The 26,282-nt window shown below is 43.4% G+C and carries 24 protein-coding genes; 5 read left to right on the top strand and 19 right to left on the bottom strand.

The genetic code is table 11. From position 1 onward, the window contains the following. Positions 1-4: 4 nt before the first annotated feature. From tagF to tagH, 6 genes are read right to left on the bottom strand one after another with little or no spacing between them, the layout of a single operon-like run. Entirely contained in the window at positions 5-700 is a 696-nt protein-coding gene (tagF, locus tag R7Z47_RS03855) for a type VI secretion system-associated protein TagF (RefSeq protein ID WP_213886014.1), read from the bottom strand. Further along, the gene (tssM, locus tag R7Z47_RS03850) at positions 682-4,200 is read right to left on the bottom strand and encodes a type VI secretion system membrane subunit TssM (protein WP_213886013.1); all 3,519 of its coding nucleotides are present in this window, start codon (positions 4,198-4,200) and stop codon (positions 682-684) included. Before tssM ends, tagF begins: the two co-directional genes overlap by 19 nt. Before the next feature lie 16 nt (positions 4,201-4,216). Further along, positions 4,217-5,509: a type VI secretion system protein TssL, long form gene (tssL, locus tag R7Z47_RS03845; protein WP_005387540.1), complete on the bottom strand. Its 1,293-nt coding sequence runs from the start codon at positions 5,507-5,509 to the stop codon at positions 4,217-4,219. An 11-nt stretch (positions 5,510-5,520) separates the two neighbouring features. Beyond that, on the bottom strand, positions 5,521-6,846 hold the full coding sequence (gene tssK / locus R7Z47_RS03840) for a type VI secretion system baseplate subunit TssK (RefSeq protein WP_005387542.1): 1,326 nt from the start codon (positions 6,844-6,846) through the stop codon (positions 5,521-5,523). Positions 6,847-6,867: 21 nt separating this feature from the next. Beyond that, entirely contained in the window at positions 6,868-7,323 is a 456-nt protein-coding gene (tssJ, locus tag R7Z47_RS03835) for a type VI secretion system lipoprotein TssJ (protein ID WP_017820223.1), read from the bottom strand. Positions 7,324-7,334: 11 nt separating this feature from the next. Then, positions 7,335-8,528, bottom strand: a complete 1,194-nt coding sequence (gene tagH / locus R7Z47_RS03830; protein ID WP_213871144.1) for a type VI secretion system-associated FHA domain protein TagH — start codon at positions 8,526-8,528, stop codon at positions 7,335-7,337. A 312-nt stretch (positions 8,529-8,840) separates the two neighbouring features. Between tagH and R7Z47_RS03825 the strand changes: the two genes are divergently transcribed. The 3 genes from R7Z47_RS03825 to R7Z47_RS03815 all read left to right on the top strand — a co-directional run bounded on the left by R7Z47_RS03825 (position 8,841) and on the right by R7Z47_RS03815 (position 11,999). Next, positions 8,841-10,991 (top strand): serine/threonine-protein kinase, encoded by a 2,151-nt coding sequence (locus R7Z47_RS03825; RefSeq protein WP_318129831.1) that lies wholly within the window; start codon positions 8,841-8,843, stop codon positions 10,989-10,991. A gap of 446 nt (positions 10,992-11,437) precedes the next feature. After that, positions 11,438-11,773, top strand: coding sequence for an Hpt domain-containing protein (locus R7Z47_RS03820; protein WP_025767707.1), 336 nt, complete (start codon positions 11,438-11,440; stop codon positions 11,771-11,773). Positions 11,774-11,807: 34 nt separating this feature from the next. Continuing rightward, on the top strand, positions 11,808-11,999 hold the full coding sequence (locus tag R7Z47_RS03815) for a hypothetical protein (RefSeq protein ID WP_025767706.1): 192 nt from the start codon (positions 11,808-11,810) through the stop codon (positions 11,997-11,999). 70 nt (positions 12,000-12,069) lie between these two features. On the opposite strand, the gene R7Z47_RS03810 is transcribed toward R7Z47_RS03815, so the two are convergent. From R7Z47_RS03810 to R7Z47_RS03795, 4 genes are all read right to left on the bottom strand, one after another. Further along, on the bottom strand, positions 12,070-12,447 hold the full coding sequence (locus tag R7Z47_RS03810) for an ATP-binding protein (RefSeq protein ID WP_246542892.1): 378 nt from the start codon (positions 12,445-12,447) through the stop codon (positions 12,070-12,072). Between the two features lie 64 nt (positions 12,448-12,511). Then, on the bottom strand, positions 12,512-13,741 hold the full coding sequence (locus R7Z47_RS03805; RefSeq protein WP_213871146.1) for a PP2C family protein-serine/threonine phosphatase: 1,230 nt from the start codon (positions 13,739-13,741) through the stop codon (positions 12,512-12,514). 29 nt (positions 13,742-13,770) lie between these two features. Beyond that, positions 13,771-14,031: a hypothetical protein gene (locus R7Z47_RS03800; protein ID WP_053303685.1), complete on the bottom strand. Its 261-nt coding sequence runs from the start codon at positions 14,029-14,031 to the stop codon at positions 13,771-13,773. 219 nt (positions 14,032-14,250) lie between these two features. Beyond that, positions 14,251-14,865 carry a glutathione S-transferase family protein gene (locus R7Z47_RS03795; protein WP_005375905.1) on the bottom strand — a complete coding sequence of 205 codons (615 nt, stop codon included), beginning with the start codon at positions 14,863-14,865 and terminating at the stop codon, positions 14,251-14,253. A gap of 284 nt (positions 14,866-15,149) precedes the next feature. Between R7Z47_RS03795 and R7Z47_RS03790 the strand changes: the two genes are divergently transcribed. Further along, positions 15,150-15,725, top strand: a complete 576-nt coding sequence (locus R7Z47_RS03790) for a TetR/AcrR family transcriptional regulator (protein WP_009701863.1) — start codon at positions 15,150-15,152, stop codon at positions 15,723-15,725. Position 15,726: 1 nt separating this feature from the next. Further along, entirely contained in the window at positions 15,727-16,131 is a 405-nt protein-coding gene (locus R7Z47_RS03785; RefSeq protein ID WP_213886012.1) for a PPC domain-containing DNA-binding protein, read from the top strand. Between the two features lie 102 nt (positions 16,132-16,233). Here the strand turns inward: R7Z47_RS03785 and nirD are convergent, their stop codons facing one another. The 9 genes from nirD to cobA form a co-directional block, all read right to left on the bottom strand. Continuing rightward, on the bottom strand, positions 16,234-16,569 hold the full coding sequence (nirD, locus tag R7Z47_RS03780; RefSeq protein WP_213871148.1) for a nitrite reductase small subunit NirD: 336 nt from the start codon (positions 16,567-16,569) through the stop codon (positions 16,234-16,236). Further along, positions 16,570-19,089 carry a nitrite reductase large subunit NirB gene (nirB, locus tag R7Z47_RS03775; protein WP_213886011.1) on the bottom strand — a complete coding sequence of 840 codons (2,520 nt, stop codon included), beginning with the start codon at positions 19,087-19,089 and terminating at the stop codon, positions 16,570-16,572. A 10-nt stretch (positions 19,090-19,099) separates the two neighbouring features. Then, the gene (locus R7Z47_RS03770; RefSeq protein WP_009704595.1) at positions 19,100-19,936 is read right to left on the bottom strand and encodes an ABC transporter ATP-binding protein; all 837 of its coding nucleotides are present in this window, start codon (positions 19,934-19,936) and stop codon (positions 19,100-19,102) included. 11 nt (positions 19,937-19,947) lie between these two features. Beyond that, complete coding sequence (locus R7Z47_RS03765) at positions 19,948-20,913, bottom strand: ABC transporter permease (RefSeq protein WP_213886010.1); 966 nt, start codon at positions 20,911-20,913, stop codon at positions 19,948-19,950. 72 nt (positions 20,914-20,985) lie between these two features. Then, positions 20,986-22,350 (bottom strand): CmpA/NrtA family ABC transporter substrate-binding protein, encoded by a 1,365-nt coding sequence (locus R7Z47_RS03760; protein ID WP_005375887.1) that lies wholly within the window; start codon positions 22,348-22,350, stop codon positions 20,986-20,988. A gap of 265 nt (positions 22,351-22,615) precedes the next feature. Next, positions 22,616-23,197 carry an ANTAR domain-containing response regulator gene (locus R7Z47_RS03755; RefSeq protein WP_213911977.1) on the bottom strand — a complete coding sequence of 194 codons (582 nt, stop codon included), beginning with the start codon at positions 23,195-23,197 and terminating at the stop codon, positions 22,616-22,618. A 73-nt stretch (positions 23,198-23,270) separates the two neighbouring features. Further along, positions 23,271-24,188 carry a dienelactone hydrolase family protein gene (locus tag R7Z47_RS03750; protein WP_104980736.1) on the bottom strand — a complete coding sequence of 306 codons (918 nt, stop codon included), beginning with the start codon at positions 24,186-24,188 and terminating at the stop codon, positions 23,271-23,273. Positions 24,189-24,417: 229 nt separating this feature from the next. Beyond that, positions 24,418-25,371, bottom strand: a complete 954-nt coding sequence (locus tag R7Z47_RS03745) for a glycosyl transferase family protein (RefSeq protein WP_191115824.1) — start codon at positions 25,369-25,371, stop codon at positions 24,418-24,420. Further along, positions 25,368-26,273, bottom strand: a complete 906-nt coding sequence (gene cobA / locus R7Z47_RS03740) for a uroporphyrinogen-III C-methyltransferase (RefSeq protein WP_213871150.1) — start codon at positions 26,271-26,273, stop codon at positions 25,368-25,370. Before cobA ends, R7Z47_RS03745 begins: the two co-directional genes overlap by 4 nt. Positions 26,274-26,282: the final 9 nt, after the last annotated feature.

Here is a 26,282-nt window from a genome sequence, read left to right as displayed (position 1 = left end):
TATCCTACCAATTCCACTTTTTCCAGCCGCCATCAAGCATGGCTGAAAACTGACCAATTGAAGGAAATCCACTAGTAATGAACATGCATGGTTCAACCTTCGTTGAACCTTCAGTCCACCAAAAACATGGTTTACTCAATTTTTCTTTAATGAGGTAATTCAAAAGCGTATTTTGATCAGTATTGCCGTGATCATGAAAAACTGTAGATATTTCGCTTTGATAAAGAAACTCTAGAGGCCTCACTTCACTTGTTACATTCGCAACGAGGTCATTTTTTTCTTGAGTACTCTTATGCCAAACATCAAAGACAAAGTCGTCCTCAAGTACTGAAAGAGCAAGAGCGGCACTGTCCTCTGTCCAAGCTCTGTCACCCCAATATTGAGCAGCTTCACCTTTTACGGCACGAGCTATAGTAAAGAAAAAGTATCTACCGCATGCATCAACACTAGGAATCATGCTACCAATGTAGGTTGAGTCTTCTAAATAGCTAATATCCAAAGCAAAGTGCCACACAGGAGCCGTTAAAAAGTGCTCATTCCAGCTTTCACCCAGTTGTTCCCTGCTGACTGCAATAACCGCCTGTTGCCAATCATGCCAACGCTCCGAGAAATCTTGTGATAAACCATCTTTCACAAAGTCCCCTTTTGCAGGCATTTTACCGATATAGCCCCAGCCTGATGTTACAAGGTTCGTGGACATCTGAACCTCTCCATTTCATTTGACCAAAACGGATTAATGGCACTAGAAGGAATAAGCTCTAGCTGCACCTTATTTCCCTTTAAATCAATCATAACTATATTGTCTTTACGCGATTCTGGCCTTGCCTTGAGTGATTGATCCAAAAGCTTGAATATGCCCCACTCACCTTCATAGGTATGCGCAATTTCGCGTTTAGATTCAGGTGGTGTGAACACAATTCGAGTCTGATCTTGACCGGCAGGCCAACTCAACGATTTAGCTCTTGCTGGTCCATGCTTATAAACCAAATCTTGTCCACCCAACTCTAAGACAAATCGAGTAATGTGCTGGTCTAGATAAACAGGCTTCATCCCAAACTCTACGCGTAATGAATTATCAGATTCAAAGAAAGACTGCCTGATACGTTGCGCTCTTTGAAAGACCATTAGTGTTTCTGGACGAACTCCAATTTCCTTTTCTAATCGCCAACGACTTTTCGAAGTATCCACAAACGGTTCGAGGTATTCTTGGAAGAATGCGTCAAGCGTACCTCCATAACCAAAGAATCGCTTAAAGTCTTTCAATCTAACTTCTCTGCTCGCGTTGGGCTCGAATGGATATCTGCCAGCAATAGTCCGCTGATAAGGGCGGACCACCTGTGTTACCCAAAGTTGATTTAGATGATCCTTCGAACCGCTCTCCGCAAACTTAACCGACTCTTGAGAAAGCTCACCTAGCCATTGATTAAATGGTCTCGGCAAAAGTTCTTTAGCACGAGCAATGGAAGCTGCGACATCTTGTGTAACGGTTCCATCTAAAATACTTTTGTAGGCAATTTTCTGATTGTTACCAGAGCTTGATAAGTCACTTAAATACGAACGCAAGTTAACCATTGCTTGTTGAATATCATCAAAGTCTTGCTCACCAAGGCGTAAGATCTCTGAAAAATGCGATTCGACTTCTTTACCTGGCAGAGCAACATTGAAGCCGTTTTCTTCAGGTAAATACATGTCTAGTCTATCTGCCGTATTTGAAAACTTAACTTTGGCAACTTTACCAGCAACTTCAGAAGCGGCTTTTTGATTTTCTGACAATGATACTTTTGATAGAGCAACCTCTTTTTGGATTGCTCTCAACAAAGATTCGATTGGTCTTTCAACTCCAGATAAAACCCTCGCTTGCTCTGTCGCAAGTTCTAGGCTCGGAGCCTGCTTCAATTGAATATCTTCGATCAACGTTTTCCATTCATTAACATAATCTTGATAGTATCGAGACTGAACGCCTTGGATGGCACTATCTTGATCAATTTCATGAGCCTTAAGATCGTCACCATAAACCCAGTTCTCTTCCATTAGGCTTTTTACTGTACGGTTGATCTGAATCTGAAAAATGCTATGAAAACCATTGTACGTGTAGAAACCCGAAATGCCTTGTGATAGCGGTTTTCCACTAGCTCGCTCGAACTGCTCAAGCCCTTTAGGTCCCAATACATCAGTCAAGCGAAATGAAGGTACATGACTCTTAGAAAATTGTATTTTCATTCGCTGATAAGCACGTTCAGGTAGAGACATTTGAGTCAACACTTCTCGAGCACTCGTAACGGCAGCAGTGTTGTAAGTAAAGCCTTGTCCATCGTTGCCTAATAAATATTGAGTGTGCTGTAGCAAACGTCTTCTTAAGTCTGCGTTTAGCTCACCCGGATATTGACGTTCGAAATAAAAGTTAAACCAAGCCAACACTTCATCTTGTTGATATTTGTCTGGATTGAATAACATCAAATACGTTTTTAACGTTTCGTACAAATACTCACGATGCTGTTGATTGCTCTCCATTTCTGACACCAAGCTATCAAGAAGCAGAGGGGCGTAATATTGGGTCAAAGCATCAGAATATGCATTGTTTGCCGCCTGAGACACTTTGTCTCCCTGATAGAGACCAAACCTCTTTACAGAGTCGGCATCACCGTAGTCGCTTTGCTTTCCGAGAGGAAGCGTCATCAACTTATCTAATGTTTCTACAGCTGAAACAATATCCGCTTCAAAATCTAAACTTTGAGCGCCAATCATTGCATCAATATGGCTCGCTTGTTCATTGGTATCGACAATTAACTGTGAGTTCCACTTATAACTCATAAACCAAAGCGCAGAAGCTCCTAGCAGTAGCGTTGTACATCCAATGTAAACACCTCGACGCATCCAACCTGACTGCTTTTGATAGTGACGATTAACTGTTCCTAACAGTTGCTCTTTGAAAATAACCTTGTCAAAAAGATTCTTTACGAAATAACTATGAGAACCAGTCTGACTCTTTGCTAGAGCTAAACGATTTAACCCAAGTCCATTGGTTGATTCATTCATCAGCTTATCGACTGGTAAGCCTTCTTGAACCGAACTCAACATAAACACACCACGAATCAAGGCAGGCTCTTCAAAACTGTTTTGTGCAAAAATTTCAGCTAAAAACTCGTCAAGATTAGCTTGTAGCACTCTTAATTGCTTTGGAAATTCAAAGATAAGCGCGCGTTTATCTAAATCGTCCTCTGTTTCAAGTATTCTAAGCATACGGGCATCAAGGCGCTCCAACATGCCATGAAATTCTTTGTTGAATAGAGAAATAACGCCTCTTTCATCATCCACTTCACGAGGGAACATGAAACCAAATAATTCCTCTCGCTCTTCCTTACTTAAATCGGCAAAGAACTCATTGAAACCGGCAACTAAATCCATTTTGGTGAGCAATACGTAAATCGGAAACTGCATGCCTAACTGGTTTTTCAGTTCTTGAAGTCTCGACTTAATTGCTCGAGCATGAAGACTTCGCTCGGTTCGAGTCTGAGACATCACGCTGGCTAAACTTATCGTAACAATCGCACCATTAATTGGTCTTTGCGTTCTATACTTTTTCAACAATCCTAAGAAACCATGCCACGCTTTAGAGTCGACCTTTTCTTGACTGTCTTGTGTCGTATACCGGCCAGCCGTATCTATAAGAACTGCTTTATTTGCAAACCACCAATCACAGTGGCGAGTGCCACCTACACCGGCAATAGAGTCAGAGCCAAGGCTGTCTCCTAATGGAAACTCTAACCCCGACTGCTTTAATACGGTTGTTTTCCCCGTTCCAGGAGGGCCAATCAACACATACCACGGTAAGTCATACAAGCTTCTCTTGCCTTTGTGTGTTTTCGTCACTACTTTGACAGCTTGCTCAATACGCTCGCGCATTAAGTCAATTTCACTTGCTGCTTCTTTATCTGATTGGCTATCAACCTCAAGCAACGTTTGAATACTTTCGTCTTCTTTCACCTTTTGCTTATGCTGCTTGGTAACGTTAAATATCGCCCAAAGCAACACCAACACTAGAATAGTGACTAGCCGTTGAAAGTCACTCTTTAGGGGCTCATATCCCGCTATCGTAATAAGTGGACCAACAACCCAAATGAAAATAGAACAAGCAGCGACGCCGATAAGACCGAGAAACCATCTTTGAGTAAATATTCTGCCAATTTCTTTAATACGCATCTCTATCTACCTATTATTAATTCGCGACAAGAAGGTCGATTTCAATCCGGCGGTTAATAGCTCGGTTTTCATCACTACTGTTCTCAACTAATGGTCTTGCATCCCCCAATCCCTCGGGGATCACTCGCCCTTCTAATGCACTATTCGAGATCAGTTGTTCAGACATAGCAGTGGCTCGAGCTAATGATAGGTGCCAGTTCGAGGGATATTTACTCGTGAAAATAGGCCTATCGTCGGTGTGACCAGTAACAATGATCTTGCCTTGGGTCGACTCCAATGTTCTCGCAAGCTTAGAAATAACGGGTTGGATGTAAGCGACAACATCAGCACTACCTGATTCAAATAGATCTTGAGACTTTAACGAAATTCTTACCCTGTCTTGCAGCGGCTCAACATTGATTAGCCCCTTACCGATCTCAGTTGCTAGATACATTGAAATCTTTTCTGCAATTGGCGCTGATTTTGATTCTGACGTTGCATCTTGGTTAAGTTGTTGCGGTTGAATCAAATTGACTAATTGAGAAAAGGTGCGATTGGATGCCTTATTTAGCTCATAGCTAAAATACATATATATGCAGACCAATAATGCCGCCGTTACAGAACATACAACCCAAAGAGGGGCTCTATCAGAAGCCTTTGAGCCATTCAAAATGTGTTGGTCGATACTATTACTTAGCTCCTGAGGGACTCCTCTCCCATAAGACTTAAGAGTAGCAATAACCTGTCTTCTCAATTTCCGGTGCGATTCCAGTCCATTTTTTTCTAAACGGTATTGACCCAGAAACCCGAGAGATAAGCACACATACATTAGTTCAAGCAAATCTAAGTTCACATCTGGTTTCGCCATGCACTTATCAAGATGCTTAAAGAACGCTTCCCCACCTTGACTGCTAGCATAGAAGGAGCTGAGTAATGAATCGTGACTCCAGAATGAACTCCCACCCCAATTGGTGTTAAGGACAACTTCATCTAGTGAACAGCATAAACAATAACGAGCTGTATCAATGGTATCCAAATCAACGTCATGCTGACGTAATCGGTTCTCATAATCTCTAAGCTTTTGTGCCAATGTCTCTTTTAGAAACAACGGATCGGAATGAGTCGCTGTCGACCGAATTTGACCGATAATAGATAACAGGCCATTCGCCTCTGCTAGTAGAGAGTTATTCCCATAAGCGACCACTGAATCATTGTTCACCAATTCAGGGCTTTTTGAGATAACTACGGTATTATCCAGTGACTTTTCTGATTGTGGTTTCGATGCGGGTGCTCTTCCACCCGGTGTTGGTTTTACGATCGTTTGTTCCATACTGAGCGCGCCTATTGATTAATACTCCAAAGCTCAAGTTCAGCATTCGGAAAATGCCCTGATAGGTGAAGCGCAATACCGCCACTATCTTTTAGCCTCATCCAAAATGGCCCTTTCTTGACAACTTCGAAATAGACATAGCCCGTTTGGTAAGGAACCTGTCTCGGGACGACACTCAACGGCACTACGTTTATACCGTTGATCTGATTATTAATTAGATCGCGAATCTGTTCTGCCGGGCCAAACTTGAGTTGCGCTGGGACCAGGCGTCTTATTTCATCTGTTGTGGTATCTGCTTTAATTGCTAGCACAAATTGGCATGACTCAAGCAAGCGTTTATCTGGAAGTGGCGTCACTTGAATACCGTACTGGCGAGGCTCCAACGGAAGTTTGGTCGCAGTTTGGTCAAGAACAACACTGAGGTACTGACTGAGTATCTGATTCAACTCGCTATAGACACTTGATACATCTAAGTGATCATACGCAAGCAAACTTGGGACTCTTTTAGTTTTATTAGAAAAAGTGGCTAACTCACCAATGTAACCTTTAAGTGTCGTCGCTAATTCCAGTGGATGTAACCTATCTAACTCACTGAAATGCTTTAACTTAGCCTCATATCGGTTCAGCATTTGGAGCATAATGAAATCAACAGCAGATGCCGATGCAGATTTGCCCTTAATCAAGCGCTGCGCAATAACGTCAGCACGCATCTTTGTCATCGCGATAACGTTACGTAGATAAGCTGACATAACTTTATCGCTCAGGAGATTGATAAGCGGAGGAACGTACTCATCGTCTAGTATAATTTCCCCTTCAGGAGTTACCTCTTTGATCCTTAAGATAGGTAACTCCACATAACCCGCTAATTTGTCATTACTCGCTTTCAACTCAAGGTTGAGGGCTGCAACTTGGATGGTTTCTTCATCTTGTCCTGTAAGGTTATCTATCACGTCGATATCTTGAAGTACATAACGAGAGACGATCGATTCGCTTACATCCGAAACGTTTTTACCTGTAACACTTGAAAGAGGGAGAGTTATTTTTACTAACGTATTTTCAGTGTTTTTATCAATAAGTAGAGGCGAAACTGAATCGTTGGATATTAACGTATTAACCAACGTCATATCTGGCAAAACAGCTTCAAGATGCTCAAGTTCAATAAGACCATCTTTTAGCGCGTGTTTTTTTACTCGACATTTCCAAACTCCCCAATTGTAAGCCCCACCTAACTGATGTAAGCCCTTGAATTCTTGAGAGGTTGCGCGTTCTTGTTGTTGGAAGTGCTGGGGACGTAAAAACATTCCTTCGCACCAAGCCGTCTTGGAGTATTGCGTCATTTATAATTAGCCAACTAAACGTTATTTAACGACCAAAGACAGATCTTCTAACAATACTTGATATGTGTTGTAACCGGTCTTATCCACTTTAATGACTTGTCGCCAATTTGAGTTTTCAATATCTCGAAACGCGACGACAATGCCTAAATATTCTGTCTTTGGAGACATACTTGCTTGATATGTTTCTTTCTGACCTGGAGTTAATGAAACTTCATATTTATTCACTAAATCAGGTCCTAAGACTTTTTCACTTTCTTCATAAATAGAAAAAAAGTCCTGGCTTTCGAAAATGGTATTTGACGTTAATTCAAATACATACACCACTACAGGAGAAGGCCTGCCGTTTGAATCAGGATTAATGTTATGACTTGCTGCTATTTCTAAATCTGAGTATGGATCAACAACTAGGTTCGCTGCTGAGCACCCAAATAAAGCCATTGAAATTAATAACAAAATATATTGGTAAAACTTTTTCATCACCCTAATTCCTAGCCTTTGTTTTTTAATGCTAATTCATAGTGCTTAGCGAAGTCTTCTAAATAGAACGGAGACTCTTTATTGATAATATCATCGGATAACTTTTCATGAATATCCTCAAACCTCTTCCAACTTTGAGCATATTTTCTAGCTGGAATAACCTTATTGATAACCGTGTCTTTCGCTAAAGCATCTGAGTATATAGAAGTAGGTTCAACAAGTGACATAACACTCGAAACCGTACCTTCAACACCTTTCATTAAGGCTTGCTCATGACTTTCGATGTCATTAAATGCTTCTTTAATGGCTGCATTTGGCTTTAAGAAGCTAGCGGTTTGACGGTTATATAAGTTATGAATCGCATCTTCTAAGTTTGCAGAAAACTTTAAAGGGTTATTTTCTGACTTACGAAATGCGGTATGACTAAGTCGATTTGTTTGTTTAAACACTGCTCTGTTATGCAGCGTTTCCATTAAACCAACTAGCATCAAAGAAAATGACTCCCCCAGTTGCTCAAACCATTCCTCTCGGTTATCGCTGGGAATCATCATTGGATCTATACCCACCCCTCTAACAAAAGCCGCAAGTTCACCCCCATTGGTATCAAAGTTGGGAGTCGATAGGTGTTCTGATTGTCGGTCAACTTTCGGTAAAGTTTCAGATACGGTGCTCTGTTTTTCGGGCTTTGGGATATCAATAAAATCATCGACTAAACCAATATCTAGCTGAAAGTCAGAAGGAACACTTTCGTTTAAGAGTTCACTAGCACTAAGGCCTAGGTCAACAAATTCCTCTTCCGATGGACTTGAGACTACTTCAGGGGGGGCGCTAGAAAGACTTTTACTTGTCTCAAGGCTGAATACATCTGTATCTGTTTGAACAGAAACTGAAATTTGATAATCCCCTAAGCTAACCATATCATCATTGCTTAGTGCTATTTCATTTCCTTGACCCACAGGAGTTACAGCATTATTTACAAAAGTACCATTCGTTGAGAGGTCTTTTATCAAGTATTTGTCACCAAACTTAATCAGTTCTCCGTGGGTTCCGGATACCACTCTTTCAGGATCTGGTAGTGTCCAATCACATTGTTCAGACCTACCAAATGTAACCTTGGCATGTTCATCACTTGATTCAAACACGAACTCACTCTCAATCTCTGGAGTAAATTTGTGAAAACTTGTTATGGTTAAAACCAACTTCATGTAAACCTCGCCAAAGACCTGCTAGATATTATTTTTAATTTTATTATTAACTGCTTTCTTATTAACAGTAAGATTAATAAAAACCTTAATACTGCCATTGAAAATCATGCACGGAATAATGAATCATTTTTTTATCAAAGCAATCACGTATTGTTCAACAATTTTAATTATCCAACCAAGTTCAAATTTTTGACACTTAGACTTTCATCAATAAAAAAACGAATGTTAGTTTGGCCGAGAAATTCTAACATAATGACTTTTCATTGAGCAGAAAGGTATATATTCCCCCATCATTTATACGGAGTTCTTGTGATGGAAGACAGTAATAAAAACAATTCTATAAATAACGAAGAAAGCGGAGATAAAACTAAAATTGTAAAGACTCAAAAACGAGACAATGCAATTAAAACAACTAAACTCACTAATAATGAAACCTCCGTTAAAAATAAAAATGAAACAAATACAAAACTGTCTCAAAAAGAAAACACTCCGTTAGTTAATAAGAAAAAAAACAATAAAGATGACTCATTAAATAATAACAAAGATGCTATTAACGAAAGCTTAATAGGAACGACCGTTAAAAATCGGTATGAAATTGAGTCGGTTATTGGGCATGGTGGGCTTTGCGATGTTTACTTAGCTAAAGATAAGATTCTTGAATCTTCAGGTTCAGAAACACCCTACGTTGCGTTAAAAATATTACAGAAAGAGTTTGCTTCTCAACCAGAGACTGCACGCATGTTAATACGTGAAGCTCAACAAACTCAAAGGTTAAGCCACCCTAATATCATTAGGGTTTTTGATTTTGGTGTTGATGGCGAAATATACTTTTTAGTTATGGAGTATATTAACGGAGAAACATTAGAGAGTTTAATACAGCGTTCTAGGCCCCATGGGCTGAAGTTTAATGCAACTTTATCAATCCTAAATCAGGTACTCGATGCACTCTCATATGCTCACTCTCTTGGTGTAGTGCACGCCGACCTAAAGCCCGCTAATGTGATTTTAACGTCTGAGGGTAACGTTAAGCTGCTTGATTTTGGTGTATCTAAAACTCATCAATTAAAGCAGGATCAATATGCGGCTAAACGTAAATCCGAAAATGTTGAAACGCTTGGTTATACTCCCAACTATGCATCACTCAACCTGTTATCCGGTAAGGAACCGAACTTAAGCGACGATATGTTTGCTCTATTTTGTATTGCTTACGAGTTATTGAGTTGCAAACACCCTTACGCAAGAACTCCAGTTAATGAAGCTCTCAAAAAGAAGATCAAGGTCTCTAAACCAACTAACATGCCTGCATCTAAGTGGCCAATATTTTCAAGCGTATTTTCAACTGGCATCATTCCGTACGAGCTGACCCCTGAGCAGTTGAAACGCAAATTGAATATGCGCTATTGGCCTATTGCTAGCGGCGCGGCAGCGAGTATATTATTAGTTAGCGGCATTGTATTTGGTTATCAGCAGCAACAAGAAACCATCGCCACTTTGGAAACCGTTATTAGCAAGCAAAATGATCAAATTGCCGGACAAGAGTGGCAGCTTGATACGCCAGCAGAAAAAAGTTTGGCACTGATTGATAGTGAAAAAAGCTTACATCCAGTCGTTAAGGCTGGCTTATTACGCTTACACAAGACCTATATTCTAAGCGAGTTTGAATCTGAAATTGATCAGGTTTTGAATTCTGATGCCAACAACTACCCGAATTATGATGAAATTGAGTCCATACTTGATAAAGCAAAAACCTACTACCCTGACTCACATAAAATAGAAGTTCTTGCCTTAGATATTCAGTCAAGCAAGCACTCCACGTTACTTTCGATAGCAAGGCAAATCAACAGTCAACTTGAAAAGTCTCGGTACAGTAAAGAAGACGGCAATAAATCCATCTATGAGCTCAAGGATGAGTTAAATCAGATTCATCAAGGTTATCCTTTCACGCCAAGTTCGTTATCTAGCGATGTTTTCGGTCAGCACCTCACTGAAGCACTCAAAAAGAAAGACGCAGCTGCACTTGTTGCTCTTATTAAGGTTGGGAACACCTTCTTTTCAAACGTAGAAGAGCATCAAGAGAACTTACAGATAAGTAATGCGATGAAAGATGCAGTGCTTGAAATGAAATTATATGAGACAGCGCTAGATTCCAACAGCCCTCTACCGTTTCCAGAAGATGCCGCTAGAATCCTGTTCCAAGAAGAGTTTGAAAACTTTTATTCTCGCCTAGAAAAGGCAAGGACGACAACTCATCTCGATAACTTGGTGAAGGATGTGGATCTGTTCTCGAAAAACTTTCCTATTGGTTTTCAGGATGTTAACGATTTAAGATTCAAAACTGCTGATAAATACTTACGCTTCTCCGATATATTACTTAATAAGCGAAGGACTTCAAGCGCAAGACGCGCTATGCAGAAAGCCAACGAGCTTATGAAGCAAATAGAACAGGACTCTAAGCAAAGCTAGTAATACAAAAGGGACGCGAGTCCCTTTTTTGCCGCAGATTACTTGCCAATATGCAACTAGATTGCTAATTTATATTTGTACTTAATGAGGAGAGTTAGCCTTGACTGAAGGAATAGTCAAAGTTGGCGAACGTCTGGCGTCCGTATGTAACGATAGCCTTAAACTAGGACTGCAAGACACTTACCGACTCGGCGTTTTACTTGGAAACGTCCCCTTTGCTACTTGTGTTAAAAACACGCGAGTTGAAGTTTTTTCATCCCTACATTTCGACCATTGCCGTTTGGATATAAGTCAAAATATCTTTAACAATGACTTTCTTTTTGTAAGTTTATCTCAAGCGACAAGCAAACTATTTCTGCTCAAATACTGGTTATGCCATTCATACCTTCGGCTAAGCCTTCATTATCCGAAACATTCCTCTACCTCAACGTTTAATAGGGGTATACATGATTAATTTTGATGTTCTCAATACATACATGGATAACGACGTAGATCTGATCGTCACTGTTTTTTCTACATACCTTGAAGATCACACGAATGATATAGAGCGTATAGATGAGCTATATGCAAGCAGATGTTGGTCAGAACTCTATCTATTAGCTCATAGTTTAAAAGGCATTCTAGAGAGTTTCGGAGAAGACACCGCGGTCATTGCGTTTCAAAGAATAGAAGAAAAAACCAGAAACGATACAGCGCCAGATAGCTCAGATATAGCTATAGTTACTAAAGAGCTAGCTGCAATTAATCAACAAATCTTCGCTTACTTGAAGAATATGCAATAAAGAAATTCAAGGCTTAACTGGGGGAAATATGGCAATGAATAATAGCAATTTCAGGGAGTTGATTGAGTCTCTCAAAGACCTAACACCAACTCAAAAAAGGTACTTACTTAGCCGTACAAAGATGGCGCTAGATGATGAAAGTAATATGTTAAACATCAGTGATATCCTAACACCAGAAGAGTTGGAGGCGTTACTATCACCAGCACCAACAACGAATACAAAATAACAATGATATACAACGCCACCGTCAGATTAACGCTAGGGACCAAGTGAAGCAAATCGACTTTGCTTGGTTGTTAGTTTCTCTCCCAATTCCTTTTCACTACAACAAACGTATTGTTTTCGAAACCTTTTTCCAATTTAAACAGGTCAGATAATTGAGCGACTAACATCAGTCCGCGACCAGAGGAGGACCAACTATCGTCATCCATTAAGTTAGGTGCCTCAATCTGTTTATTTTTATGTTGGATGAACGTCTTTTCATTGATCGGCGCTCCGCAATCAGAGACTCTAAGTTCCACGAAACCGGACACTTGGTCATCCCCAACCCTACACTCCACTTCAATTGGCTGACCTTCTATTTCACTGTAAGAATGAATATAAGCGTTATTCATGAGCTCAACGACACAAAGCTCCAATGATTGAATTGCATTTAAGGGGATTTGATGACCCATCAAAAACCGAACAACGTCTTTGCTCGCACTTCGTGAGTGAGTAAGGGAGCTCCCGTAAGTTCGTTTAAATTCGCTCTTTGACATTCTTTTCCTTAAAATCGAGCCTCTCACCATGCCATTTTACCTGTAAAAGGCTGGCATCATCATCAAACTCATCTTCGTTGTGCCAAGATTGTACTTTTTTAAAGACCTCTCCCACTTGCTCTTCAACTGGCAGCGTGCAAACAGCTTTTATACTCGATGCCAATCGTTGTAGTGAAAACATCTCCTCACCCTGCCTCGCTTCAATCAAACCATCCGAATAAAGCCACAATGCATCGCCTTCATCTAGACTAATTTGGTTACCGATATATTCCATCGGCTGCATTGCACCAACGATAAAGTTATCGTCACCTATCTGTTCCATCGTTTTCGTACTCGCTCGCCAAACTAAGATCCTGGGGTGGCCAGCCGTGCAATAGCTAAGTCGCCCTGATTTTGTGTTAAGAATGGCGTAAGCCATAGTAAAGTAAAGTTGACTGTTTCTAGTTTGCTGATAACGCCGATTTAGCCGTTCAATCACAGATGCTGGCTCACTTGCGCAATAGCCGTCATCTCTCAACTCCATCGTGATCGAATCAGGCCCCTGACTTTGAGATAGCGTCTGTTGAATAGAAAAAGCCATCAAAGCTGAAGAAATACCATGACCAGAAACATCAAATACATAAAACGCAACATGTTGTTCATCGAGCTCCAAATACCCCAACATATCACCACCAATCTGGGAGCATGGTTTGTAGACATAGCTAAAATTTACATTCTGAATAGTTGATTCAGCAGGGAGTAGTTGCTCCATCAGATGACTAGCAGACTGTAGGTCTTGGTGGATTGTTTGATAGGCCGCATCTAGCTCTTTATTTCTCTCAACGAGTTTGTTGTGCAGTTCTAAAGTACGAAACCCCGCACGGATTCTGGCCTGAAGTTCCTCTACAGACGTCTTCTTATCTACGAAATCATCTGCGCCAGCATCAATGCCTTTCACGATCGAACTTTGGTCATTTCTAGAAGACAGTAGAACAAAGAAAATGTAACGTTCGCTAACTTTAGATTTTAATTGGCGACACAATTCAATACCATTAATTCTAGGCATCATTAAATCGCTCAGCACAAACTGAATATCAGGGCGGTGGGTTAGCACTTCAAGCGCCGCTCTTCCGTCTTCAACTGCAACCACTTCATAGCCTTGCTTTTCCAATGCACTGCTGATGTAAAGCAGTACTGTTTTACTGTCATCGACCAAAAGAATGGGTTTCATCTTCCTCCTTAATACGGTTGCTATACTGGCTAACGCAAAACACTAGTCACTGACTGCTCATTTCTAAAACGGCTGTAGTCTTCGGCTAATAATTGGTGTTGATATCGAGTGTAAGACAACGCTTCATTAGAAATTAGTATCTGATGCTCTTTTTCGATTAACTGACTTTGCAGCCTTTCAATCTGTTCATTCTGCTGTATGTAATTGAGGTACAGTGCGAATAGACCAAAAACCGAAACCATTAACAGGGCTATTAGAATATTATTGATAGTTTTCACTTGAATACTCATGACCTCTCCTTGTCTATTATTAGACTTTCCATGATGAAAGAGAGCGTCTACGGACCAAGAGCTCAAGGCTCTAAAACGCAACGAAGCAAATTGAGGTTGTTTTCCAATTATAGGCGATAGGAGAAAAAATAAGAAAAATCTGAAAAAATTTGAATATCCTGCTGAGTTAAGAATCGGTAAGGTGGTAGCAGCGAGCTATCATCCACTCGCTGCAATACATTAACTCTGAAATGCAGGTCTAGCTAAAATTTGGTTATACCATCGAGCAATGTTTGGCGACGTCGATAGCACATCAATTTCTAGGCCTTTAATTGCGAAACTGATCAAAATAAAGCCTGTTATATCGACGATAGTAAAATGGTCTACGGCGATAAAATCATTATGTTCAAGGCGCTTGTCTAAGACAGGCAGAAATTCGTAGACGCGTTGTTTTGATTCTTCGCCCCATGCTTCAACGCAACGTTCTCTGTCTCCATAAACTCCGGTCATGTTTCGAAACGCCTGAAATGCCGCATTTAGTCCTTGGAACTCCACCACACGATGCCACATTTCCACCTGAGCACGTTCGAGCTGGTTAGCACCAAACAGCGCCAGATCATTTTCAAACGCTTCATCTAAGTAACGACAAATCGCCACACTTTCACAGATCGTCGTACCATCATCCAGTTCCAGCAGAGGCACTTTGCCATTCACGCTTTTCGATTTAAACGGTTCAGATAGGTTATCGCCCTCACGAACGTTCAGCGCAATTCGCTCAACCTCGCCACCGATTTCCTTTAGAAAAATGCTAACTCGCTTACAACTTGGAGTCATTGCGGTTTCATAGAGCTTCATTTCACATCCTTTTATCTTTTTCTAACCGATTGGTTAGGATATACTGTAGCCAGTTTATAAACGATCAGTCAAGAACTTCACTATCAAAAATTTTCAAACAGTTTTGGGTCTGTTTGCTGAGCGAGATTTTTGATGCCGTTTGTGAGTTCACATGAATTTGGAGGCTGATACCCAAGAATAGATGGGTATTCATCATATTGGTTCAGTACGAACGCTAGAGGTTCTCTGTACCATCCCTCCAAAGCAATTTAATTACCCGATAAGCAGACCCAGGCAGGTAATTTATGGCAAGAAAAGCCAACTTCGACCGAGATGAAAAGCTTCTCGTGGCTATGGATGTGTTTTGGCGCAAGGGCTTTGCGAACACGTCTATCTCGGATCTCACAGACGAACTGAACATCAACCGCTTCAGTCTTTACAACACCTATGGTGACAAGCAACAGCTCTACTACGAAGCGCTTGATACCTACTTGAAAAAGGTCTCGCTACCGTCACTGAATGATTTGGAAAAAGACGACGCGTCCTTACCTGAGTTGGAATCGTTCCTTAAATCTTTTGCTGATCTGCAACGCAAACGCAGCTGTGGGTGTTTTATCCAAAATGCGTTGATTGAGCATGCAGGTGAAGACGATGACGTACTGCGTAAAGGGCATTTCTTATTTGACCATCTTATCGACATCATTGCGGATGCGCTGACCAATGCGCAAAAAGAAACCTTAGTGCCGAAAACGTTGAAACCAGAAGAGCTCGCTCGTTTTGTTCTCAACAACATGCAAGGTATGCGCGTACTTGGCAAAGCCAAACGTTATGCCGACTTGGATACCGCGCTTTCCTGCTTGCTGGTTTTGATTAGGAAGTGACATGTCGATTGAAGTGATAGCAGTACGTCTTACCAAAGGCATGGACTTAAAGCTGAGCCTAGCGAAATGGGTCGAGAAGCACGGTATCAAAGCAGGTTCGATTGCTTCATGCGTTGGCTGTATCTCTCAGCTCAACCTTCGTTTGGCAGGTGCAGAGAGTACGTTAACCAAACAAAATCCATTTGAAATCGTCTCTGTGATGGGAACCTTAACGCCTGAACATCAACACGTTCATATCTCGGTCTCTGATCGTGAAGGACGAGTTTGGGGTGGGCATTTGCTAGAAGGCACAGTGATTGATACTACCGCAGAATTGATCATCCATTCTTACTCAGAACTTGAGTTCACTAGAGCGATGGACGACTCGACTGGCTATACCGAACTACAAGTGAACCCTTCCAAATAATTAAAAGCTCCAGAGCCATACTGTGCTGTCTCTGGAGATTTATTCGCTTGTCTCTTCAGCTAAGAATTTACTCATATCGAGCAGACTAAAGAACTTCGAGGATCATTCTTCGAGTAAGTAACAAACCTGATTATCGTCGACCGTTACTTGCCAGGTTTTTAGACAGTGCGCTTCGTCTTCCAAACATTGCCCACTCTTTAAACTGAAGTGTTGTTTGTATAGCGGTGATGCAACACACATCTCACCAGCGATATCACCGACAATCCCTCGACTCATCACATAAGCCTTACCAATTGGGTCCCAATCCTGAACAGCGTAAACACCGTTATCAGGAATGTAGAATAACGCGACATGCTCGCCTTCAATCAACACTGTGGCACCGATGAACGGCATTAGATCATCAAGCTGACACAATTTCACTTTGGTTAAAGCTGCCATTTACACCTCCTGTTTCACCGGAATACGCTGACCGCGCACACGTTGGTACGGTAAAACTTTGCTGCCCGACGTGCTGTTCAAGAAAGGACGGAAGCGTTGCAATTTTTGAGGATTATCCAGCGTACTCTTCCACTCACATTGATAGGTATCTACGACTCGCGCCATTTGCTCATCCAATGAGTCACATAGGTTGAGAGAGTCATCCAAAATCACTTGTTTAAGGTAGTCTAAGCCCCCTTCCATGTTCTCCATCCACACCGACGTACGCTGCAAGCGATCAGCTGTGCTGACGTAGAACATCAAAACTCGGTCAATCATGGTGATCAACTCTGATTTGGATAAGTCGGATGCAAACAAATCAGCGTGTCTTGGTCTCATGCCGCCATTACCGCAAACATATAGATTCCAGCCGTTTTCAGTGGCGATCACCCCAATGTCTTTACTTTGCGCTTCTGCACACTCGCGAGTACAGCCCGATACGGCAAACTTAAGCTTATGGGGCGCTCGCAATCCTTTGTAACGGTTCTCTAACTCAATGGCTAATCCAACCGAATCATCAACACCATAGCGACACCAAGTAGAACCGACGCAAGATTTCACGGTGCGCACCGATTTGCCGTAGGCGTGCCCTGTTTCAAAACCAGCATCAATTAAGGTTTGCCAGATTTCAGGAAGTTGCTCTAACTGCGCACCAAATAAATCCACTCGCTGACCGCCAGTGATCTTGGTGTACAGATCATATTGCTGAGCAACTTCGCCGAGCACAATGAGTTTGTCTGGTGTAATTTCGCCGCCCGGAACACGAGGCACTATCGAGTAGGAGCCATCTTTTTGCAGGTTAGCCATAAAGGCATCGTTAGAATCTTGTAGAGATTGATGCTGTGGCTCCATGATGTGTTCATTCCACAAAGAAGCAAACACAGATGCCGCTGTCGGCTTACAGATATCACACCCATGCCCTTTGCCATGCAGTGCAATTAAGGTGTCGAAGTCTTTAATCTGTTCTACTTGGCAAATATGGAACATCTCTTGGCGACTTAACTCAAAGTGCTCACAAAGGTGGTTGTTAACCTCTACCCCCATGGCTGCCAGTTGAGTATCCAATACCGACTTGACCATATTGCTACAGCCACCACAGCCAGTACCGGCTTTGGTGTTGGCTTTAAGGTCCGTCAGGTTGGTAGTGCCGGCTTGAATCTCGGCAACTAAGTCGCCTTTTGTGACGTTGTGACAAGAACAGATGATGGCGCTGTCTGGCATCTCTCCATCTAACATTCCGATATCAAACAGCAGGTTCGCCACGTGGCCTGGCAGGACCGTTTTGTTCAAATAACACTGTAAGAGCGCATCGTAATCGCTGTTGTCACCAACGAGAATCGCACCGAGCAATTGGGTACCGCTCGCATCAACCACCAGCTTTTTGTAGATACCTGCAACCGCATCTTGCAACACCATTTCCTGTGCGCCTTCAGTTTGCATTTGTGCATCGCCGATAGACGCCACATCCACCCCAAGCAGCTTGAGTTTGGTGCTCATGTCTGCACCTTTAAAACCTTCGCTCGGCATACCAGTCAAGACATCGGCAGTGGTTCTCGCCATGGTGTAACCGGGAGCGACCAAACCAAAGATCTTCTGCTCCCAAAGGGCACATTCGCCAATCGCGTAAATGTTCTCATCGCTGGTTTGGCATTGGTTATTAATCACAATGCCGCCTCGCTCGCCTATTTCTAGCTCAGCCAGCCTTGCCAACTCATCTTGAGGACGAATACCTGCGGAGAAGACAATCACATCCACTTCGAGAGGATCTTTGTCTTTAAACACCATACGATGCTTAGCCGTTTCACCATCGCAGATTCGTTCCGTACCCGTTGAGGTGTGAACGGTTAGCCCTAGCGCTTCAATCTTCTCTTTTAGCACTAAGCCAGCACCATCATCTAACTGCACGGGCATCAGGCGAGGTGCAAACTCAATAACGTGAGTTTCTAACCCCAATAGTTTAAGTGCGTTTGCCGCTTCTAAACCCAACAAGCCGCCGCCAATCACTGCGCCCGTTCTTGCGCCTTCACATGCTTTTTTGATTTGTGAAAGGTCATCAAGCGTGCGGTAGACAAACACGTTGTCGCGGTCTTTACCTTCAATTGGCGGCACAAATGGGTACGAACCAGTAGCGAGCACAAGTTGGTCGTAACCCAGCACATCTTCACCATCAAGCAGAATGCGCTTTTGCTCTCTGTCGATGCCTGTTACTTGGCTGCCAAGTACGAGTTGGATGCCATGCATGTCGTACCATTCTTGGTTACTCAGCATCAAATCATCATGAGACTTACCCGCAAACAAAGAGGACAACTGTACACGGTCATACGCGATAAAGCGCTCTGCACCAATCACGGTAATTCGGTGCTCCAAATGCGCGTTTTTCTGCACTAATTGCTCGACGAGGTGTTGCCCGACCATACCGTTGCCTACCACAACGATGTGGCTCAATGCGTTCTTTACTGGAATCGTTAAAGGACTGTTCATCGCTGCCTCCTTATGCCGTTTGCGCTGCGGTTTTGGGTTTGTCTTCTTTCGAAGCAGGAATCTCGACTTTGGATTGCTTCTCATAAAGGAACTTCAATACGGCTTGTCGACACTTCTGATACTGCGCATCATCCGCCAGTGCGACACGCTCACGAGGGCGAGGTAGGTTCACTTCTAACACTTCACCAATGGTTGCTGCCGGTCCGTTGGTCATCATCACGATTTTGTCGGATAGCAGCACCGCTTCATCCACATCGTGAGTAATCATGATCACGGTGTTGTTTAGCTCGGCTTGGATCTTCATCAGTGCATCCTGCAAATGCGCACGTGTTAACGCATCCAACGCACCAAATGGCTCATCCATCAATAAAACCTTTGGTTGAAGTGCCAATGCTCTCGCGATGCCGACTCGCTGCTTCATACCGCCCGAGATTTCATCCGGCTTTTTGTGTGCAGCATGCTGCATTTGAATCAACTCCAAATAGTGGTTCACTTGTTCCTGAACCCACGCTTTGCCCTTTTTGCCGGCAATTTGTTTTACTGCAAGCTCAACGTTTTGATACACGGTTAACCAAGGCAATAATGAATGGTTTTGGAACACCACTGCGCGGTCGGGTCCCGGCCCTGCCACCTCTCGTCCATCGACGATCACGCCGCCGTCTGTTGGCATGTGTAGCCCTGCGACTAAGTTTAATACCGTTGATTTACCGCAGCCAGAGTGACCAATTAGGGATACAAACTCACCTTTATTGATTTGTAAATCGACGTTCTTAAGCGCGATGAACTCGCCATCTGGCGTTGGGAATCGCATCCCTAAACGCGTTAGATCTAATAATGCTTTTTCCATGATCGTTTCCCTTATCTCAACGCTTGTTGTTTATTCCAAGACAGCCACTTTTGAAGTTGCAGCATGCCTCTATCGAGCATCAAACCGATAAAACCAATGGTGATGACTGCCACCATGATGCGCCCCAATGATGCTGAACTGCCGTTCTGGAACTCATCCCAAACGAACTTGCCCAACCCTGGGTTCTGCGCGAGCATCTCTGCCGCAATCAATACCATCCAAGCGATACCTAAAGAGAGACGTAAACCGGTGAAGATCATTGGAATGGCAGAAGGTAAAACGATGGTGCGAATGTGCTGCCACCACGAAAGTTGAAGCACTTTACTCACGTTGATTAAGTCTTTATCAACGCTCGTTACACCCACTGCGGTATTAATCAGCGTCGGCCATAAGCTACACAGCGCTACAGTGATCAGAGAGTTAATGAACGACTTAGCAAACATCGGGTCATCACTCACATAAGTGGCACTTACAACCATAGTGACGATAGGCAGCCAAGCTAAAGGTGATACGGGCTTGAGCAGTTGAATGATTGGGTTGAACGCTTGATACAGCCCTTGATTAAGACCAAGCACGATGCCAAGCGGAATCGCGATAACCGTCGCCAGCAAAAAGCCCGCAGTTACGGTCACTAAGCTTGTTATGATTTGGTCGAAGAACGTCGGTTTACCTGTGTAGGGACGAATCTTCACTTCCGCGTCCGGATTCTTGGTTAACTTCGCAGCATTACGTTTTTCCTGACGTTCGATAAACGCTTGTTCCTTTTCTCGCTCTTGCCAATGGTCATCGACAAGGTTGCTGAACTGCTGAAAAGTTTGCACAGGTCCCGGTAGCGTACCTAATGAAGTTTGCACTTCTCTCGCTGCTAAGTGCCACATTGCCAAAAAGATCAGCAAACCAATGACGGGCAAAAGCACCAGCCGACTTCGGTTCACTACCTGCTTAGCAGGAAACAGGGAAATGACATTACTAGACATACTCACTCCTAAGAAATTTACATCCTTGTTGCCACAAGCGAATTCCCTCGCTTGTGGCGTTTATCGTTATGGTTAAACCTTGTCTTTTCCTTTAAGCCCGATAGAGAACTTCTCTAGATATTTATTTGGCTCGCGACCGTCATAAACGATGTTGTCGATAAAGTGTGTTTGTGGCGCACGGAAACCATCTTCAGCACTAAAATCTGGGAAGTCTTTTTTGCTCAACACACCATCTTCAATCAGTGCTTGAGCTGCTTGTTGGTAGATATCTGGACGGTAAACCTCTTTCGCCACATCCATGTACCAATCATCGGATTTCTCGCTTGAGATTTGTCCCCAACGGCGCATTTGAGTCAGATACCAAATCGCATCGCTGTAATACGGATACGTGGCGTTATGACGGAAGAACACGTTGAAGTCTGGCACGTCTCGTTTGTCGCCTTTCTCGTATTCAAATGTGCCGGTCATTGAGTTGGCGATAACTTCGGCATCGGCTCCGACGTACTCGCTTTTTGATAGCATCTTCACTGCTTCTTGGCGGTTGGCATTGTCGTTTTCATCCAACCAATGTGCCGCTCGAATCAAGGCTTTCACTACGCGAATGTGTGTGTTTGGATATTTCTCAGCCCAAGCTTTGGAAACACCAAATACTTTCTCTGGGTTGTTCTTCCAGATCTCGTAATCGGTCACGACTGGCGTACCAATGCCTTTGAATACGGCTTGTTGGTTCCATGGTTCGCCTACGCAGTACCCTTTGATCGTGCCCGCTTCCATTGTGGCTGGCATTTGTGGTGGCGGTGTAACACTCAAAAGAACGTCAGCATCCAATTGGCCACTGTTATCACCTGAGTCTGGTGCATAAAAACCTGGATGAATCCCGCCTGCCGCTAACCAGTAACGCAACTCATAGTTGTGTGTCGATACAGGGAACACCATGCCCATGTTGAACGGTTTGCCTTTATCCAGATAGCTATCCACAACTGGTTTTAAGGCATCCGCTTTGATTGGGTGAACAGGTTTGCCATCTGGTTGCTTTGGAATGTACTGCTTCATCTGCTCCCAAGTATCATTGGAAACCGTGATTGCGTTGCCGTTCAAATCCATACTGAACGCGGTAATCACTTCTGCTTTTGTGCCGACACCAATCGTTGCGCCCAATGGCTGACCAGCAAGCATGTGCGCGCCAGCAAGCTCACCATCGATGACTCGGTCTAAAAGCACCTTCCAGTTTGCTTGCGCTTCTAAAGTGACGTACAAGCCTTCGTCTTCAAAAAAGCCTTTCTCATAAGCAACCGCCAGCGGTGCCATATCGGTTAACTTAATAAAACCAAACTTCAGGTCTTCAATTTCTGGTTCACCCAACTCTGCCTTTACGCTGACCGTGGTGAATACCGATAACGAAATTGCTGACACTTTCAGCATCGAACTCCATTTCATTGGTTTGCTCCCATAAAAAAAGCGCCACTACTCCGAAGAGCAGTAGCGCCGTTGCTAAGTCTACAATTACCGCCGTTGATAATTGAGATAAGCGATTCAACAATAAACCCAATTCTACTAATCCAATTACTGTGCCAACTTATTTTTCACTGTAAATACAATAAATTAGTATATCTTGCCGTTTGTTATTCCCTGTTATTGCTTGCTGATAGTGCAACACGCACCACGTTAGAAAACGCACCCTAACCCCAAAGTGGTAGAGCAACTAATCAAGCACCTCCAAAGTAGTTATCAAATTCTTGGCAACTTGTGCGAGCGTTTGGCTCGATTGCATGGCTGAATTTCTAAGTGCTTTATAAGCCTGTTCTTCATCAACGCTGTGCATCTTCATCAGCAGACCTTTGGCTTTTTCCACCAGTTTGCGCTCTTCGATCTTATTGGTCAGTAATTCAATTTCCGATTGCATACTTTCGAATTTCGTTCTCACTAATGTCGCATGTTCAATCCAAGGTTGAAGTGCAAACTCACTATCATGCGGCATGAGCACATAGTCCATTTTTTCTGATAACCGATTGATATCATTAGATGATAACTGCTTTAAGACGATAAGAAGTGGTGCCGATTTTCTGCGGCAGAAATCGACGATCAAACGCAGTTCCGCGGTTGGTTGCTGCCATCCGACTACAACGCTTGCCGACGGTTCTCGCTGCATAAGCGTTTCTAATTGTGCCAATTGGCAGCCGATGATGTTGTCGTAATCTTTGCTCAATAAGCCGGACAATCGAGCCTGCTCTTGGAGGCTGTCACAACATACTATGATGGGTGTTTTTGACGTTGATTGAGTCATGCACATTCCTTGTTTATATCTCACTCACTAAGAGAGACATAACAAGGAATGTGCCAACTAAAGCTGAAGCATTTTAACTAGAGGTGAGATGTTCTTTGAAGAAGCCGAGTGTACGTTCCCAAGCGAGCGCTGCTTCTTCCGGTGCGTAGCGTGCCGTTGAGTCGTTATGGAAACCATGGTTGACGTTCTCATACATTAACGCTTGATACTGTGCGTCGGTTGCGATCAATTGCTGCTCATAAGCAGGCCATGTGTCGTTAACACGCTTATCGAGCCCTGCAAAGTGAATCATCAACGGCCCTTTGACTTGCTTTTGGATCTCTTGTGCAGCTGGTGTTCCATAAAAAGGCACACCTGCATCGAGCTCTTCAGGCATTACCGCTGCAAGCATATTGACAATGTATCCACCGAAGCAGAATCCAACCGCGCCCAATTTACCGTTGCCACCCTCGTATTGCTTAAGGAAGTTAGCCGCTGCAATAAAGTCTTGTTCGATCTTGGCTCTGTCCATCTCCTTCTGCATTGCGCGACCTTCATCGTCGTTCCCCGGATAGCCGCCGAGTGGATAAAGTGCGTCTGGAGCGAAAGCAATAAAGCCGTCTTTTGCAAGTCGTCTTGCGACATCTTTGATATAAGGGTTCAGACCTCGATTTTCATGGATCACCAACACGGTCGGCGATTTCAAGGTCTTCTTCTGTGGCATCACCAAATAACCACGCCCTTCTCCATGCCCATTTGGAGATGGAAAGGTTTCGTAAGTTGCTTTGATGTCAGGATCGTTAAATGAAACTTGTTCTGCGAGTGCGTAATTCGGGGTGAGTGCATCGACCAGTGCTGTCATGCTAAAGCCAAGCACAGCAAGGCCACCCAGCCTATTAAGAAACTCACGGCGCGAGATTTTTCCGTGGGCGTATTCGTCGTACCAATCGAAGGCTTCTTGCGGGATCGGATGAGAAGCCTTTTCACTAGGAGTGGTATGCTTTAGAACCATTATCCATGTCCTCTGTGTCTTACCATATGGGATTTTCTCATTCTCAAAAGCGCAGCGAGAAACGAACGCGATTGAGGCTAAAACTGCGGTTTCACCACTCTGATACGGAGCAAGGTGGTGAAACACATCATTGGCGAGCTAGGATCTTTTACCTTCTTCAAACAATAGATAATGGATTCAGATTCAACAACTTTGCGTCGTTGGTTTTACATTAATTGACAATAGTATCTTATTGCTGCCCGCAATAGGCTTGCCAGTAAGAGAAAGCTCGTTCGAATGCTTTTTCCCTGTCATGCATTTGTGCAAATAGCACCACTGTCATGGTGGCAAGAACCGTATTTGCCATTTGGTTCATGTCGTCTTCTGACGTTCCAAACGGGCAGTTTGCAGGCATTGGCACCTCAGACAGCATTTGCTCCGTCCAGTAATGCGATGTCACGCCGCTTGTTTGGCTTAACCATACGGTTTGGCTTACTTTCGGGTTGTATTCGGACTCACCCGATTGTCCTTTGAATGACACAACGGCATGAGCGGTTTGACCAATCTCATATTCCACTTCAGCATGAAGTTGTTGGAAACCAGGATGGAAGCTACCACGAATACCAACCGTTGCTTGCCCCGGATTCAATGCTCGAACCACGGTATTAATCGGCGTTCTAAGCCCATAACGATTCTTCCAACCGGTCATGGTTTCTGCTTGTGGAGCAAATGCGCTGAGCGGTAGATACACGATGTTTTGTGTTTCTAAGACACGCTTTGCTTCTTCTGCTGATTCCGCTTTCTCGATAGCAAACTTGTCGAGGTAATCTTCTGCGTGTAAACGTCCAGATTGACGGTCGTGATAGCCATGCATCAGCACTTTATGACCATTATCGGCAAGGATCTTCGCTGCTAACAGGTGCCAAGGCTGACCTGCCGCTTCACGTTTGCCTGCATAACATGGCCAGTCGATGTCTGCACCAATAGCAGGCATGCGGGATTGGAATGCTTTCACAAAGCCAGCGATTTCTTGTTGAGTCTCGTTTTGTACGCGGATCAGCATCAGCAGCATTGCCATTTGATCATCATCGCACTCTCCGTTTAGGTATTCATCCATAACTCGAAACGCTTGGTCAAAGTTCAGTGGTTTTCTACCACGTTCGCCACGACCGACTGTTCTGATACACTCCAAAATGCTGCTCATATTCCCTCGTATTCCGTCACTGACTGTACGGTTTCTATTAGTTGTTCGCGCAGTTTGACAACTTCTCCCATCACAATCAATGCTGGGCTGATGCCTTTAAGTGTAATCGATAACTCATTGAGCTGATTGAGTTGGGTAACATGAACTTGTTGTTGAGGACTGCAACCATGAGTGATGATCGCGACAGGGAAATCTACTCTCAAACCGGAGTTGATTAAACCCGTTTGTATTTGCGATGACTTTTCTAACCCCATATAGAAGACTAACGTCTGTCCGCTTTGCATCAGATTGCTCCAAGCCTCAAATGCGCCAGTCACCACTTGCCCCGTAACAAAGGTAACGCTACGAGCAACGCCACGATGAGTCAGCGGAATCAAGCTGTTTGCTGAACATCCAATCGCAGCAGTAATGCCGGGAATAACTTCGTAAGCGATTGAGTGTTTGACGAGTGCTAACGCCTCTTCGCCTCCACGGCCAAATACGAATGGATCTCCCCCTTTTAAGCGTACAACTCGCTTTCCTTGCTGAGCGAGCGACACCATCAAATCACAAATTTCTTCCTGACCAATACTGGGTTGTCCGCATCTTTTGCCCACGTAAATCCAATCGGCTTGTGGCGAAGCCAACTCCAAAATATCTTTGTTAACCAAACGGTCGTACAGCAGAACCTCTGCCAACATAATCGCTTTCACTGCCTTCACGGTTAACAAGTCAGGATCGTGCGGCCCTGCTCCGACAATCGAGACAAAACCTTTGTGGTTCGCGTCGAGGTCTATTAAATGGTCTTCTAAAAGTTGGTTCAGTTTGCTTGCTTGATCATGCTTAGAAAAGCGAGACGAGCGTTCTTGTTTCTGACTCGCTTGTCCTTTCTTAAACCAAGACTTTTGATAAGGCGCTTCCATGTGCTTATC

This window comes from Vibrio sp. 1641, from assembly GCF_033339995.1.
Taxonomy (GTDB): Bacteria; Pseudomonadota; Gammaproteobacteria; order Enterobacterales; family Vibrionaceae; genus Vibrio; species Vibrio alginolyticus.
This window is presented reverse-complemented; position numbering and strand designations above follow the sequence as displayed.

Excerpts from the sequence above, each read along its gene's own strand:
- tagF (WP_213886014.1), bottom strand. The coding sequence starts at position 700 with ATGTCCACGAACCTTGTAACATCAGGCTGGGGCTATATCGGTAAAATG.
- tssM (WP_213886013.1), bottom strand. The coding sequence starts at position 4,200 with ATGCGTATTAAAGAAATTGGCAGAATATTTACTCAAAGATGGTTTCTC.
- tssL (WP_005387540.1), bottom strand. The coding sequence starts at position 5,509 with ATGGAACAAACGATCGTAAAACCAACACCGGGTGGAAGAGCACCCGCA.
- tssK (WP_005387542.1), bottom strand. The coding sequence starts at position 6,846 with ATGACGCAATACTCCAAGACGGCTTGGTGCGAAGGAATGTTTTTACGT.
- tssJ (WP_017820223.1), bottom strand. The coding sequence starts at position 7,323 with ATGAAAAAGTTTTACCAATATATTTTGTTATTAATTTCAATGGCTTTA.
- tagH (WP_213871144.1), bottom strand. The coding sequence starts at position 8,528 with ATGAAGTTGGTTTTAACCATAACAAGTTTTCACAAATTTACTCCAGAG.
- R7Z47_RS03825 (WP_318129831.1), top strand. The coding sequence starts at position 8,841 with ATGGAAGACAGTAATAAAAACAATTCTATAAATAACGAAGAAAGCGGA.
- R7Z47_RS03820 (WP_025767707.1), top strand. The coding sequence starts at position 11,438 with ATGATTAATTTTGATGTTCTCAATACATACATGGATAACGACGTAGAT.
- R7Z47_RS03815 (WP_025767706.1), top strand. The coding sequence starts at position 11,808 with ATGAATAATAGCAATTTCAGGGAGTTGATTGAGTCTCTCAAAGACCTA.
- R7Z47_RS03810 (WP_246542892.1), bottom strand. The coding sequence starts at position 12,447 with ATGGGTCATCAAATCCCCTTAAATGCAATTCAATCATTGGAGCTTTGT.
- R7Z47_RS03805 (WP_213871146.1), bottom strand. The coding sequence starts at position 13,741 with ATGAAACCCATTCTTTTGGTCGATGACAGTAAAACAGTACTGCTTTAC.
- R7Z47_RS03800 (WP_053303685.1), bottom strand. The coding sequence starts at position 14,031 with ATGAGTATTCAAGTGAAAACTATCAATAATATTCTAATAGCCCTGTTA.
- R7Z47_RS03795 (WP_005375905.1), bottom strand. The coding sequence starts at position 14,865 with ATGAAGCTCTATGAAACCGCAATGACTCCAAGTTGTAAGCGAGTTAGC.
- R7Z47_RS03790 (WP_009701863.1), top strand. The coding sequence starts at position 15,150 with ATGGCAAGAAAAGCCAACTTCGACCGAGATGAAAAGCTTCTCGTGGCT.
- R7Z47_RS03785 (WP_213886012.1), top strand. The coding sequence starts at position 15,727 with ATGTCGATTGAAGTGATAGCAGTACGTCTTACCAAAGGCATGGACTTA.
- nirD (WP_213871148.1), bottom strand. The coding sequence starts at position 16,569 with ATGGCAGCTTTAACCAAAGTGAAATTGTGTCAGCTTGATGATCTAATG.
- nirB (WP_213886011.1), bottom strand. The coding sequence starts at position 19,089 with ATGAACAGTCCTTTAACGATTCCAGTAAAGAACGCATTGAGCCACATC.
- R7Z47_RS03770 (WP_009704595.1), bottom strand. The coding sequence starts at position 19,936 with ATGGAAAAAGCATTATTAGATCTAACGCGTTTAGGGATGCGATTCCCA.
- R7Z47_RS03765 (WP_213886010.1), bottom strand. The coding sequence starts at position 20,913 with ATGTCTAGTAATGTCATTTCCCTGTTTCCTGCTAAGCAGGTAGTGAAC.
- R7Z47_RS03760 (WP_005375887.1), bottom strand. The coding sequence starts at position 22,350 with ATGAAATGGAGTTCGATGCTGAAAGTGTCAGCAATTTCGTTATCGGTA.
- R7Z47_RS03755 (WP_213911977.1), bottom strand. The coding sequence starts at position 23,197 with ATGACTCAATCAACGTCAAAAACACCCATCATAGTATGTTGTGACAGC.
- R7Z47_RS03750 (WP_104980736.1), bottom strand. The coding sequence starts at position 24,188 with ATGGTTCTAAAGCATACCACTCCTAGTGAAAAGGCTTCTCATCCGATC.
- R7Z47_RS03745 (WP_191115824.1), bottom strand. The coding sequence starts at position 25,371 with ATGAGCAGCATTTTGGAGTGTATCAGAACAGTCGGTCGTGGCGAACGT.
- cobA (WP_213871150.1), bottom strand. The coding sequence starts at position 26,273 with ATGGAAGCGCCTTATCAAAAGTCTTGGTTTAAGAAAGGACAAGCGAGT.